The following is a 14,255-nucleotide window of genomic DNA, read 5'->3' on the forward strand; positions in this document are numbered from 1 at the left end:
ACAAAAAATATTATTTATTTCGTCTATTTTTTACTCAAACAAAACAAATTCTTCACTTACTTTGTAGCTACAACAAAACTTTGTGAGTTTTCATCAAATAAAAAATGTTCAAAACGACCATCCACATGCACAACATTAAACCCATTTGGACTTTGTCCATGCAAACGCTCAGAAATTGCTGTCCCTGCAATTACATCATATAAAGGATGTTGTAATTTTAAATTCAAGATCTGATTTAAATCATTTACTGCTGCATTATGTAAATGTCCATGCAATAAAGCATAAGCCCCTTCTGCTCCCCATGTTTTTGCTGCTAGAACAGCCAAAACAGGACAATCCTTGGCATGTTTACTCTCTTCTGCAATATAAAAAGGTTGATGCACAGCAATAATTTTTAATTTATTTTTCGGAGCAAGTTCAAGGAGCTTTGCAACTTTTTGGATTTGCTCCAAAGATACATGACCGCGCGTGTGATAACGGCGACGAATACTATTTACACCAACAATATAAAAATGTTCAGTAATTAAGGTTTTTTCTAAACTACCAAAAAAAAGCTGATATAAAGTAAATGGTCGAAATGCTCTTTTCCAAATGTGATACAAAGGAATGTCATGATTGCCTGGAATCACTAAATAAGGAATTTTTAATGATTCCAGAAACTGTTTACAATGATAAAATTCACTTAATTTTGCACGCTGCGTGAGATCACCACTGACGACAACAATCTCAGGTTGATGGGTCGCACAAAAATCTTGTATCGCTCGAATACATGCTTGTCTTTCTGTTCCAAAGTGTAAATCAGACAGATGTAATAACATTCGGCACCATGATATTTAAAGCATTTTTTTCAACATGTAATTTTAATGGGGTTTTCATTTCCACGATTTCACCATCTAAAGCCACGGTAAGTTTTGGTTTAGGGGAATACACTTTCACATTTTCAGCACTAAAACTATAAACATCAGCAGCTTTTTCTAAATGTCCACGTATCGTTTGGAATAATGTCTTAAATAATGTGAGCTTATCTCCTTTTGCAATAACAACACCCGCCACCAAGCCGATTTCCGCACATTTAGCGATTTTAAGTTTCATTTCTTGTAGTTGTAATTGATTATTACCAAAGAAAATTAACGGTGTTTTGACAGGATAAAGCTTACCATCGACTTCAACTTGTAATTTTAACTCTTTGCGATCACGGATCAGCACATCCAGCCCTGAAGTATAAGCATTTAAGGGAAATCTCCCCCATTTTTTATTATAAATTTCTCGTTTTTTAATAAATAAAGGATAAAGCCCTAAACTTGCGTTATTTAGGTAAATATACTCATTAATACATGCCACATGTACAGCACGAATCTGTCCTGTTGCGATCACTTCAGCCGCTTGTAAAATATCTAAAGGAATATTTAAAACACGTGCAACATAATTAAATGTTCCTAGTGGAAGAATGCCCATCGGAATCTCCTGATGCAGCAGCTCTGAAGCAACCGCATTTAAAGTACCATCTCCACCTGCAGCCACCACCACGCCTTTATTGGTATATTTTTGATGACGTTGAAATACTGCGGTCATCAGTTGTTTAATATTCGCTGCTGAAGCGATATCAAAAACCTGAATTTCATATCCATGTTTCGTCCAGATCGTCATTAACTGCTCATAGACTTCATCTTTTTTAGTGGCATGAAATCCTGATTTTTCATTGTAAATAAGGGACAATGGTTTTAATTGAGTGTTCATAAAGAATTTATTTTTAGAGTAACTCCTTTATTTTTGACGTTTTTTTAGACATTTAAAAGTACCTTTATGTAAAATTTGAATTAATGCCATTTATTTAATCAATAATCATTCTTAATCAAGTTTTTAGAATTAAACTTTGATTAATAATATTATTTTTATAAAAAATAACATACATTAAGCTGCTTGATATGCTTACTTTAACCACAAAAACTACATCATTTATATAATTATCAAAAACTTATGCAAAATATTACATTTAGTATCTTTTAAGGCTTTAGTCTTATTTTTTTTATGAATATATGCTTTAATACAGCCACTTTTTTTCATACTTAAATCTCAATGAAGCACCCTTCATTTAGATTTTATTTTGTACAGCACAATTGTACACTTTTGAGATAGGCCTCACCATGACCCAAGTGAACGCACCAGAATTCGTTCGTCATCCTAAGCTAATTGCATGGGTTGAAGAAATTGCTAAATTAACCAAACCTGCAAAAATTGAATGGTGTGACGGAAGCGAAGAAGAAAATCAACGTTATATCGACTTGATGATCGCTAACGGCACTATGCAAGCATTAAACCAAGAAAAACATCCTGGTTCTTATTTAGCGAATTCTGATCCTTCTGACGTAGCACGTGTTGAAGGTCGTACTTTTATCTGCTCTGAAAACAAAGAAGATGCTGGTGCGACAAACAACTGGGAAGCTCCCGCTGAAATGCGTGCTCGTTTAAACGGTTTGTTTGATGGTGCAATGAAAGGTCGTACTATGTATGTGGTTCCATTCTCTATGGGCCCACTTGGTTCGCACATTGCTCACATCGGTATCGAACTAACTGACTCTCCGTATGTTGCTGTAAGCATGCGTAAAATGGCTCGTATGGGTAAAGCTGTTTACGATGTTTTAGGTACTGACGGTGAATATGTACCATGTGTACATACTGTAGGCGCACCTTTAGAAGAAGGTCAAAAAGACGTTGCTTGGCCATGTAATGCTGAGAAATATATTGTGCATTACCCAGAAACACGTGAAATCTGGTCTTATGGTTCAGGCTACGGCGGTAACGCATTGTTAGGTAAAAAATGCTTAGCGTTACGTATTGCATCTTCTATGGGACGTCAACAAGGTTGGTTAGCTGAACATATGCTAATCCTTGGTGTAACAAACCCACAAGGTGAAAAACACTATATCGCTGCGGCATTCCCATCTGCATGTGGTAAAACTAACTTTGCGATGTTGATTCCACCAGCTGGCTATGAAGGCTGGAAAATTGAAACTGTAGGTGATGATATTGCTTGGATCAAACCAGGTGAAGATGGTCGCTTATATGCAATCAACCCAGAAGCGGGTTTCTTCGGTGTAGCACCAGGTACAAATACTAAAACCAACCCAAACTGTATGGCGACACTTCATAAAGATGTGATCTATACCAACGTTGCTGTAACTGACAATGGTGAAGTATGGTGGGAAGGTCTTTCTAAAGAAGCACCTGCGAATCTTACCAACTGGAAAGGTCAACCACATACTGGCGAAGAAAAAGCAGCACATCCAAATGCGCGTTTCACAGTTGCTGCAGGTCAATGCCCTTCTATTGATGCTGACTGGGAAAATCCAGCAGGTGTTCCAATTTCTGCATTCATTTTCGGTGGTCGCCGTGCGGACACAGTGCCTCTAATTTCAGAAGCATTTGACTGGGTTGATGGTGTGTATAAAGCAGCAACAATGGGTTCTGAAACAACTGCGGCTGCGGTGGGTCAACAAGGTGTTGTACGTCGTGACCCATTTGCGATGCTTCCATTCGCTGGTTACAACATGGCTGACTACTTCTCTCACTGGTTAGAACTTGGTGAGGAAGTTGCTGCGAAAGCTGCTGCTCATGGCAACAAATTGCCAGGCATCTATAATGTGAACTGGTTCCGTCGTGATGCGGAAGGTAACTTTGTATGGCCTGGTTTCGGTCAAAACATGCGCGTTTTAGAATGGATCATTGATCGTTGTGAAGGTCGTGCGGAAGCTGTAGATACTCCAATTGGTCGTGTTCCAACTTATGAACAATTGAACTGGACGGGTTCTGACTTCACTAAAGAGCAATTTGATCTTGTAACGTCACAAGACAAAGATCAATGGATTAAAGAACTTGAAAGCCATACTGAATTGTTTAATAAATTAGGTGATCGCTTACCTAAAGCACTTAAAGCTCGTCAAGACGAACTTTTAGAAGCTGTTAAAAAATCTGCTTAATCTATAAAATTAAGTTTAAAAGACCGCCAAATGCGGTCTTTTTTATTATAGATGAAACACCTACAAATTATTCAAACAACATTTTTAATGGGGATCATAATGAAAAAAGTTGTATTCATCAGTCTCAGCCTAGCACTTTGTTCTAGTCTTGCCTTTGCAAATGAAAACACTACACTCGCTACACAGCCGTCACTATGCTTATTCAGTGGTACACCTTCTGTAGATTTTAAAACAATTAAAAAGATTAAAGTCGGTAAAGGTACTTACGGTGGTTTTACTGACTTATATCCACGCTTACATGAAATCGCTGACAAATATCAAGCCAATGCTGTGATTAACTACACAGTAAGCCAACGTTTTGGCTTTTGGCCTTGGCGTATTGTACGTCCTGTTGGTATGGGAACAATGGTAAAAATTAATACTGTATTTGATTGCAAAGCACTTGGTGGAATAGCAATTTAATGTTAATTAGGGGTGTAAATAACACCCCTTATTCTGATCATAAAATGACTTAAACATTCATACATGGCTAACATACCATTTTTACAAAAGAATAGTTGTATCAGCGTATAAATACAGTAAACACGGTTCAGATGACATTTTAATGTATTATCAACCCGAAACAAAACGAGTCCTATTTACCTTTAATTGGACTTAAGCCTTTAAATTACCATTTATAAACAACTATTAAGCAACTTCTTTTTGCAATCTTCGTTGATGTAATGCAAGCAAATACGCATCTAATATTTGAATCTGTTCAGTTTCAAATTCTAAATATAATTTCGTTCTACGTTTTAAAATATCCTCACTACTCATCGCCCACTCATACTCAACCAAATAATCCACTTCTTGCGCATATAAACCATAACCAAAATCTTGCCCTAACTCTTGAATATGGCTGATATTTTCCAATATCTTCCAAATCCGTGTTCCATATGCATGCGCCCAACGATATGCTGTTTCTTGAGATAAACCTTTAATCTTTTCTAAGATCTGTTTAACCAATTCCTCAATTGAAAATAAATTTTCTGCACCGGGCAATACGGATTTTTCAGTCCATGCTTTGCCCATACCATTAAAAAATGGTTGAATTTTCTCTAAAGCAGACTCAGCCAACTTACGATAAGTTGTGATTTTGCCACCAAAAACGGATAATAAAGGCGCTTGATGTGATGAGTCTTGATGAAGTACCAATGTATAATCTCGTGTCACAGCAGAGGCTTGATCGGATTTATCATCACACAAAGCTCGGACACCCGAAAAGGTATGTAAAATATCCGCTTGTGTCAGTTGTTTTTTAAAATGGTCATTACACACATCAAGCAAATAGTCGATTTCATGTTGCGTAATTTCAACATAGTTTGGATCTGCTTGGTATTCTCGATCTGTAGTACCAATTAAAGTAAATTTATCCAAATATGGAATCGCAAAAACAATGCGCTGATCATCATTTTGCATGATAAAGGCTTTATCTTCAGGATACATTTTCGGCACAATAATATGACTGCCTTGAATCATGCGAATAGCATATTCAGACGCAACTTGTGCTGTATTTTCTAAAAATTGTGTTACCCAAGCACCAGTCGCATTGACTAAAAATTTAGCGTGAATGGTGTAACATCCCTTCGCATTTTCTATTTCAACTTTCCATATGCCATTTTCTTGAGTCACGGCACGACAAGAGGTACGTGTTACAATTTTTGCACCTTTTTCTTTGGCTTGCAGTGCATTTAAAACCACTAAGCGACTGTCATCCACGGCACAATCTGAATATTCAAAACCTTGTGTAATTTCATTTTTTAGTGGACTATTTTCTGCTTGAAATTTCACATGATTAGAGCCTGCTAATTTCTCTCTTTTACCTAAATGGTCATAAAAGAATAAACCTGTGCGAATCAACCACGCAGGTCTTAAATGTGGCTGATGAGGCATGATAAAACGCAAAGGGCGAATAATATGCGGCGCTTTCACCAATAAAACTTCACGCTCCAATAAAGCCTCTCGGACTAAACGAAACTCTTTATGCTCCAAATAGCGTAAACCACCATGAATAAGTTTGCTACTTACTGAAGAGGTATGACTGGCTAAATCATCTTTTTCACATAAAAATACTGACAAACCTCGCCCTGCTGCATCTGCTGCGATGCCTACCCCATTAATCCCACCACCAATCACACAGACATCATAAACCGTTAAATGCTCTTGCATACTGCTCCCTCTTTTGATGATGGTTATCGTTGTTATTTAAAATTGGATATATGATTGAATTTAACATATATTTAGATGATTTATACACCACTCAGCACTGTGTAAAATACAGTAATTTTATGAAATATGGGTTTCATTTCTATTTCAAAATTACTTTATAAATGACCGAATAAATGTTCACAACAAAGACAGCACATCGTAACTTATAACATTCAGTTGCAAAAATATGCCACATAAAAAGGATAATATTCATCCATTAAATTACTGTTCAATGTCTACTTGATTACTGCTATTTTTTATACAAATTAGAAGAAATATCGCTGAGTGACTGATAATCATTTGAATATTTTCATTTTATTTTTACCACATTTAATCAACCCCTTCCGTCTTTTGATGATTTGATTTTAGCAAAGCTATTTTGGGAATAGGCAAATCAGTCATCGTTTAATTTTTAGAGCTATGGCATACTTAAAACAACAATCGTGTGGAACGTACTAAAGATGAAAAAAATTGGATTATTAGGTTTAGGATTCGTTATTTTAGGGTTAAGCGCTTGTCAAACCACACCACGTCAATACAACGGCGTAACGGGTTATCAAATTGAAAATCAAACGGCAGATACTGTAACGCTTGCATACACTTTAGCAGGACGAGCAAATCAACAATTAGATGCCAACAAGTTGCAACGCGCATGTCAAAAAGTTTTAGGTGCAAACAAAACCTATAAAATTTCTGTACTGAGTATTAATGAAATTGCCAATCCTGCTGCAATTCCTGATGAACAATATGGTGTTCAGTTAGGACACTCTCGCACATCTATCGGCTTATCCAACACTCAAAGTGTAAATAGCAGCGAAAATTATGCTACTCGTCAAGCACTTGAAGCACGTCCAAGCACATTGCATGTGGTTCGTTATACTTGTTCGTAAATGTATGTCGAATCAGCAAAATAAAGCGCAAACTGATTTGCGCTTTATTTTCAAAAAGATCAATATAGAATTATTCAAAATACGTTGTTTCTGTGCCTTTTAGTTGCATAAATTTAACAACGACCTGCATCATCCACTCAGGAATATGTTCTTTCCCTTGTTTTAATTTTTCTTCAAATCGGGATTTTGCAAAGAATATACCCGATGGTTTACTCCATTTTTCAAATAATGCTTTATATTCCTCTTCGTCTGGCGCAAGTTGTAAAGCTTGATCAATCCAGAACAATGCCAAATAGCGATTTTTCTCAATTCCCATGCCATCTTCACAACTAAAAGCATATAGATAGGCTAACCATGCATGTTGATCATAGTCCCGATTCAGCATAATTTCAGGAATAATCTCTTGCAAAAGTGTCTGTTGCTGTTCAGGTGTACCTTCATTGTTCATAAGATGAATATAAGAACTCAATACCTGATTTTTCTTTAATTGTGCTGCACGTTGTAATTGTTGCAAAATTGCTTGTACTTGTGTTTGCGGTTTATTGTCTTGTTCCATCAAAGCGTTATATTGTTGCAAAGCTTGTTCGGCAACTGCCTCAGGATGTTCCAAAGCAACAGCGTGTTCTAGCCATTGACGAGATAAATCCTCATCACGATAGCGAGCCATATCACCATGCCCACCAAACCCCTCACCTTTTAACAATAAGCCCAGCTCATACGCACTATGTGCATGCCCTTTTACTGCCAAATCACATAAAATTTTATGCACTGTCACATATTGACGATCAACATAAAATAGTCGTAATGCATACTCAGCATTATAGGTGCTGCTTGAATCATCATGCGCTATCACTTTTTCAGGATCTAAAACATATTCTCCTTTGCGGAATCCCCAAATACCAGCTTCAGAAGCCGCCGCTAAAATCGTTATGATAAAAGCACTGTCTTCAAAAGGCTGCAACAAAGTAAGTAAACGATAACGTAAATGGCTATGATCCTGAATCAGTTCAGGAAATTTCACAAACAACCAACATATATCACTCACCAGACGTTCATGTGCATCGAGTGCCCAAAATAAGTCATACTCATGCTCTTTGAGTAAAAAGTCGACAACTTCAACCAAACGTTGCGCAAAATGTTGGCTTCTTGCATACAGTTGCTTTTCATCGTCGCGAATATTCCACTCTAAAAAACGGGTGTATTGCAGCAAGACTTCTGTATGGCGAAAATTATTTAAATCAAATTGAATGATTTCTTCAAATAATTTTTCATATTGCAACACACGAGCTTGATCAGAAACAGCAGGATATTCACATTCTAGCCAGTCATAATATTTGGTAATTAGTAACTCATTAAATTTTTCTTGAGGTAAATTTTGGCAAACTGGGCTTTGTAAAAAAGCATCAATGCTGTCATGTTCATGACCATACCAACGTGGATATAAATAATAGACATAGTTTCTAAGTGCAGGGATAAACTCAGCATCACATGACAATGCACAATTCAACCAATACAGTACAGGATAGTCTTTTTCCTCCTGATTCGGTTCAGGTAACTGGCTTGGTACATTCATACGTTGTGGGTTAGACTGACCAAAATGCTGTAAAAATGCCAAACTTTCAGGACTATAATGCTCTTGTAGAGCCAAATCAACAGCATCATTCCAAAACCAATACGGCAAACGTAAAAAACCTGTTAATAACAATAAACTTAGATACACCCACGGACATTTTTCATCAATTTCAATGGCTTTCATAAACCAATAGAATGACATGTCTTTGGCAATTTCCGCCCGATCCCATGCCGCTTGACTCACATAATGTGCATAGTCAGAACCACGTTCTGCTGAAGCAACATTACTCCAAAATTGTCCCAGCAAATAAGCACTATATAAACTCGGTGCTTGCTGATGCCATAAGTTTAACTGTGCAACGATTTGCTGTTGATTCCAATGCGCTAATTTTTGAAATTTTTCAATTTCACACCATTCAAAAAACTGGTGTTCCATCGGCAAATTAGACTTCACTTTGGCTTGTAAACTAATTGGATAAATTTCATCATAGAAATGATTAAGTTGGGTAAATTGTGCATTTTGGAATAAGTTCAACAAGTTTTGTAAAATCTGCCGATACTCATGCAATTCTAATTTTCTTTGTTCAAGCATTTTTAAATTCTTCGTGTTTGATCTTAAAATTATTGATGATTTAAATTTATTACTGCGTCACATACAAATATGTCAACCGTGAAAATCTAACAAGGATTTTGGTAATAAAAAAGACACTTTTTATAGCGTCTTGTAAAAATTTACATTACGAAACTCTTTGGCTTCATCCAAATCAGGCCAAGTCGTCGCACTACGTTCATCCAACTTTTGATAATGTGGATGACTAAAATTCTTAACACGACTATCTGCCACCCACACTTCAGGCGCAAATTTTAAAAACTCATCCAAGAAAAAACGATTGCATTGGTCATATAAAACATCGGCTGCGAGCAAAACATCTACTTGCTCAGCCTTATAAAGATCATCTAAATATTCAAGCTCGACATCATTGAGCAAGGCATTTTCACGACAAGCATCCAAACTGAATTGATCTATATCGCAACAAATCACACGTTTCGCCCCTGCCAGTTTTGCAGCAATCGCAACCACACCTGAGCCTGCGCCAAAGTCTAGCACCACTTTATCTTTAACATGCTGTGGCTCTGCAAGTAACCATTGTGCCATAGCCAAACCCGATGCCCAACAAAAGATCCAATACGGCGTATCATTCCAAATCCTACGGATCGCTTCATCATCCAAACGATCTGTTGGAAATACAGGTGGAATTAACCATAGAGAAATTGGTGTATCTGGCAATTGTTGTACTAATAATTCACATTGCGGAATGGCGTCATGTAAAGCATCGAGTAAATGTTGAGGGGCTTTTGGAAATTGAAATGTGCAGCTCATAGTTTCTTTTAATTCATATTTATATTTTTAGGAATCTCCCCTAACCCCTCTTTAAAAAGAGGGGAACTTCCATCTAGATATTGATGGTTCGTTTTCCCTCCTTTGAAAAAGGAGGGTTAGGGAGGATTTAATTAACCCAATTCTTTTTCAGCAGCTTCTACTGTCTGACGAATCAAAGTGGTAATCGTCATCGGCCCTACACCACCTGGTACAGGTGTATAAGCAGAAGCAATCTCTTCAATGCCTACCAGTTGAATATCACCAACCCCACCGCCATCACGTGGATGGAAACCAGCATCTACAACGACAGCACCTTGTTTAATCCAATCTTTTTGAATGAGTTCAGCTTTACCTACTGCACCAACAATAATATCTGCTTGCTTCACAAAGCTTGCTAAATCTTGAGTACGGCTATGACAAATCGTCACCGTAGCATTCGCCTCAAGCAACATTGCTGCCATTGGTTTACCTAAAATTGCTGAACGACCGACGACAACCGCATGCTTACCAGCAATTTCAATATTATTTTCTTTTAAAATCGTCATGATGCCTGCTGGAGTTGCTGAACCGTATGCAGCCTCACCCATTGCCATACGACCAAAACCAAGACAAGTTACCCCATCCACATCTTTTGCCAATGAAATTGCATCGAAGCACGCACGTTCATCAATTTGCGCAGGCACAGGATGTTGTAGCAAAATACCATGCACATCGGGATTAGCATTTAATTTTTCAATTTCAGCCAATAACTGCTCAGTGGTCGTTTCTGTTGGTAATTCAACTTTTAAAGAATCCATACCGACACGGCGACACGCATTCCCTTTCATACGCACATATGTTGCAGATGCACCATCATCCCCCACTAAAATCGTTGCTAGAATTGGGGTACGACCTGTTTTTGCTTTTAACGCTTCTACACGTGTTAACAAGTCAGCTTCAATTTGTTTTGCCAATGCACGACCATCTAAAACTAATGCCACGGCACATCTCCAAGGTTGATCTGAATCAATTTCGCACATAATACATGATTATTTTGACTATTTTATTCTATATGCCGAAATTATGTGCATATACATTCTGATAAGTATTGTTTTTTTTTCAAAGATTGCTAATATGTGCATCACCAAGAGATGGCGGGGTGGCAGAGTGGTCATGCAGCGGACTGCAACTCCGTGTACGCCGGTTCGATTCCGACCTCCGCCTCCAATCTTGTTTAGCCCGAGTGGTGAAATCGGTAGACACAGGGGATTTAAAATCCCCCGCCCACAAAGCGTGCCAGTTCGAGTCTGGCCTCGGGCACCATTTTAATACTTCTTAAAGTGGTGCAATAAAATTTCCAGCGATAAGCTGGTTTTTTTATGCCTAAAATTTCACTCTAAAATACTTAATCTTTTACACTCAGAAATTAACAGCAATCAAAGCAAGTAAATTTTAGTCAATCGCTTGCCCAAGTTTCCACTCAGCACGTACAATGTTGTAATTTTTAAATTTTGTGGTTTGATAAGGCATTGTAGTGAATTCGCGACAATCCCTAATGACGAATATGCGCACATCCCAACAAGTTTCTATTTATTTACAGCAATTGCAGAAAAAATATCCTCAGGCATTTAAACATAATTATTTGTTTTATAGCCAAATAAAAACCAAAGGAATTTTGGATGAATTACGTGAATTTATCCCTTGGGTACTTGCTGTTATGATTTTCGTCAGCATTGATTTTGTATTGGGTCATTTTATTGAGAGCAATTTTCAACAATTTGACAGTACCCAATCCAAAGGTATTGCCATACTCATCATCATGTTATTTTTCATGTTGATTGTCCCAATAATTATCAAGCAAATTAAGCACAGTTCCACACATCTTTACCAACAATTTAAAAATATTCCACTTAAACTTGCTGTTATTATTATTCTGCAAATCTTAAATATTGCTTTTATTCAAAGTATGTTCTTACAAGGCGTTTTATTCTTTTTTGCATTAAGCTTTGGTTTTGTAAAATTTTATAAAGAAAATATGTTTAGGGAAAATACCAGTAATATTGATTATTATCAATTACAACAAGTACGTCGTGCTTGTTTTTGGTCGTATAAACAAGCCCTAAAAGCCAAATCAAAGTTGAAATATTTAAGCAAAAATTCTGAAAAAGCACAGCAAATGCAAACACAACTAGCACAATATTTGGAATTGCATTTACAACTTTTAAAATATGAAAATGAAATGTCCAAGTCTTATAAATTTATCGACTTGGACGAATATATGGATAGTTTGATGTGATTTGCTAAGCATTATCACTTAAATCATTAGCATTGTTTAAGCTATTTTTGCAACATTTTTCATCACTGTAAGATTTTCATCCAATATCACTGTGTAGTTTCTTTGCGTATCGATTGCATATTGTTTATCTTTAATCGTATTCACAAAAATCCAATCGGCTTGCACATTTTTCTCAGTGAAAGTTACTAACAAATACCCTCTTTGGTTTAAATTGGTATATGCCAACTCATCAATCAATGTCGTAAATGCCATTTCAAACTGCTGCAACTGTGCCAGTGGAATATTTAGATATTTTTCTATCCCTGGCGAACTCACCGAACTGGTCGCAAGTTCTACACCAACCAAATCCCCAGTTTGACTGTGCAAATTTGAGAACCATGCATTATGGGTATCTCCTGCAAGCACCACCAGTTTCTTTTTCAAGCTTTTTAAAGTGCCATATAAAATCTCACGCTCAGCATAATAACCATCCCAAGCATCTAGATTATAAGGCACAACAGTAGTCACACGTGCCTTCTCAGCTTCAGTCAAACGTGGATCATTTTGCATTAAACGCATTTTTATGGTGACTAATTCTGTGATCTGCTGATTCATTTTCAACAAAGTGTCATTACTGACATTTCCACTGGTAATTGCTGCCAAAGACATTAACAGTTCTGCAGGAATGAGCATTTTAGACATCAATACTTGTTGTCCAAGCACACTCCATGTTGCAGTTGACTGTGCTAACTTTTTTTGTAACCAATCACGTTGATTATAACCCATCAATGTCCGCATCGGATTGGTTAAATCAGTCTGAAAACGTTTTGTATCTAGCCCTGTTGCCGTCATGTAGTCTGCATAATCTAATTGTTTATCACGTGCCAAAATACGTGTATCCAACATGGTCAGCTCGACCAAACTGCCAAAATTAAACTGACGATAGATATTTAAATGATCATTTTCAGAAATAGGACGAATTGGCATCCATACAAAATAAGCTTGTAAAGCTGCCAACTTACGCTCAATAAATTTTCCTTCATTGTCTTGATGATTTTCAGCACCGTCTTTCCAAGTATCATTACTCAACTCATGGTCATCCCACACCACAATAAATGGATGACGCTGATGGGCTGCTTGTAAGTCTACATCGGTACGGTATAAGGCATAACGTTTACGATAATCATCTAATTGTATAATTTCTTTATTGTTATCTGCTGCCAAAGTACGTCCGAGTTTTACAGCATCTTCTGTAGCATAACCACCCTGCCCATATTCATAAATATAATCCCCCAAATGAATGATTACATCCACATCCTGCTTTGCCATTTCTTTATAAACATGGAAATAACCCGCAGGATAATTCGAGCATGAACACACAGCAAACTGTACTTTATGGCTAGTTTCAGGCAACGTTTTAGTGCGCCCGATCGGTGAAATCACATTGCCAAATTTAAAACGATAATAATAATGTTGATTTGATCTTAATTTATTGGCATCAACTTTCACTGTAAAATCTTGTGCTTTTGAGGTTTGTACTTTTCCTGAATTGACAATTTGTGTGAATTTTTCATCACTTGCAATTTCCCAAACAACTTCTAAACGCAAAGTTGTATCTTGCGGTGTTAAACGTGTCCATAAAATCACACGATCTTTCAATGGATCACCACTGGCAACCCCATGTAAAAACTCAACTTTTATGCTAGGTTGAGTTGAATCATTGTCTTTATCATCACCACAAGCCGTTAAACTGATCGGTAAAGATAAAGCCCCAAAACCTGCCAATGTACTTTGTATTAATTTACGACGTGAAATTGAGTTAGACATTGTTTTTCCCTAATTTTTTGTTCTTATAACTTAGAGAGGAAATATTGCTTTTTGATCTCAAATTGATGACACAATGATGATAATTTTCAAGTTTTTGAATTTCAACT

At 36.9% G+C, this 14,255-nt stretch carries 11 protein-coding genes and 2 tRNA genes; 6 read left to right on the forward strand and 7 right to left on the reverse strand.

The window, feature by feature from the left end; genetic code table 11:
- Window positions 1-56 precede the first annotated feature (56 nt).
- Window positions 57-818, reverse strand: a complete 762-nt coding sequence (locus tag HUS24_RS14435; RefSeq protein WP_173912683.1) for a metallophosphoesterase — start codon at window positions 816-818, stop codon at window positions 57-59.
- Window positions 799-1,737: a diacylglycerol kinase family protein gene (locus HUS24_RS14440; protein WP_173912684.1), complete on the reverse strand. Its 939-nt coding sequence runs from the start codon at window positions 1,735-1,737 to the stop codon at window positions 799-801. The genes HUS24_RS14435 and HUS24_RS14440 overlap by 20 nt, the downstream gene beginning before the upstream one ends.
- A gap of 407 nt (window positions 1,738-2,144) precedes the next feature.
- On the opposite strand from HUS24_RS14440, the gene HUS24_RS14445 reads away from it, so the two are divergent.
- The gene (locus HUS24_RS14445; protein WP_173912685.1) at window positions 2,145-3,977 is read left to right on the forward strand and encodes a phosphoenolpyruvate carboxykinase (GTP); all 1,833 of its coding nucleotides are present in this window, start codon (window positions 2,145-2,147) and stop codon (window positions 3,975-3,977) included.
- A gap of 99 nt (window positions 3,978-4,076) precedes the next feature.
- The gene (locus tag HUS24_RS14450) at window positions 4,077-4,439 is read left to right on the forward strand and encodes a hypothetical protein (protein WP_173912686.1); all 363 of its coding nucleotides are present in this window, start codon (window positions 4,077-4,079) and stop codon (window positions 4,437-4,439) included.
- A 225-nt stretch (window positions 4,440-4,664) separates the two neighbouring features.
- Here the strand turns inward: HUS24_RS14450 and glpD are convergent, their stop codons facing one another.
- Window positions 4,665-6,185, reverse strand: a complete 1,521-nt coding sequence (gene glpD, locus HUS24_RS14455) for a glycerol-3-phosphate dehydrogenase (protein ID WP_173912687.1) — start codon at window positions 6,183-6,185, stop codon at window positions 4,665-4,667.
- 500 nt (window positions 6,186-6,685) lie between these two features.
- Between glpD and HUS24_RS14460 the strand changes: the two genes are divergently transcribed.
- Window positions 6,686-7,114: a hypothetical protein gene (locus tag HUS24_RS14460; RefSeq protein ID WP_173912688.1), complete on the forward strand. Its 429-nt coding sequence runs from the start codon at window positions 6,686-6,688 to the stop codon at window positions 7,112-7,114.
- Between the two features lie 70 nt (window positions 7,115-7,184).
- Here the strand turns inward: HUS24_RS14460 and HUS24_RS14465 are convergent, their stop codons facing one another.
- The 3 genes from HUS24_RS14465 to folD form a co-directional block, all read right to left on the reverse strand.
- Entirely contained in the window at window positions 7,185-9,278 is a 2,094-nt protein-coding gene (locus HUS24_RS14465; protein WP_173912689.1) for a DUF4034 domain-containing protein, read from the reverse strand.
- A gap of 120 nt (window positions 9,279-9,398) precedes the next feature.
- Window positions 9,399-10,067, reverse strand: a complete 669-nt coding sequence (locus HUS24_RS14470) for a methyltransferase (protein WP_173912690.1) — start codon at window positions 10,065-10,067, stop codon at window positions 9,399-9,401.
- Between the two features lie 131 nt (window positions 10,068-10,198).
- A complete protein-coding gene (gene folD, locus HUS24_RS14475) occupies window positions 10,199-11,047 on the reverse strand; it encodes a bifunctional methylenetetrahydrofolate dehydrogenase/methenyltetrahydrofolate cyclohydrolase FolD (protein ID WP_173912691.1) in 849 nt (282 codons plus the stop codon).
- A 152-nt stretch (window positions 11,048-11,199) separates the two neighbouring features.
- Here folD and HUS24_RS14480 point away from each other — a divergent pair.
- The 3 genes from HUS24_RS14480 to HUS24_RS14490 all read left to right on the forward strand — a co-directional run bounded on the left by HUS24_RS14480 (window position 11,200) and on the right by HUS24_RS14490 (window position 12,342).
- A tRNA-Cys gene (locus HUS24_RS14480) sits at window positions 11,200-11,273 on the forward strand.
- Between the two features lie 10 nt (window positions 11,274-11,283).
- Window positions 11,284-11,369, forward strand: a tRNA-Leu gene (locus HUS24_RS14485).
- Between the two features lie 241 nt (window positions 11,370-11,610).
- A complete protein-coding gene (locus HUS24_RS14490; RefSeq protein WP_173912692.1) occupies window positions 11,611-12,342 on the forward strand; it encodes a hypothetical protein in 732 nt (243 codons plus the stop codon).
- A gap of 36 nt (window positions 12,343-12,378) precedes the next feature.
- Here HUS24_RS14490 and HUS24_RS14495 read toward each other — a convergent pair whose 3' ends face one another.
- Window positions 12,379-14,148: an alkaline phosphatase gene (locus HUS24_RS14495; protein WP_173912693.1), complete on the reverse strand. Its 1,770-nt coding sequence runs from the start codon at window positions 14,146-14,148 to the stop codon at window positions 12,379-12,381.
- Window positions 14,149-14,255 lie beyond the last annotated feature (107 nt).

This window comes from Acinetobacter sp. Marseille-Q1618 (assembly GCF_902809855.1).
Taxonomy (GTDB): Bacteria; Pseudomonadota; Gammaproteobacteria; order Pseudomonadales; family Moraxellaceae; genus Acinetobacter.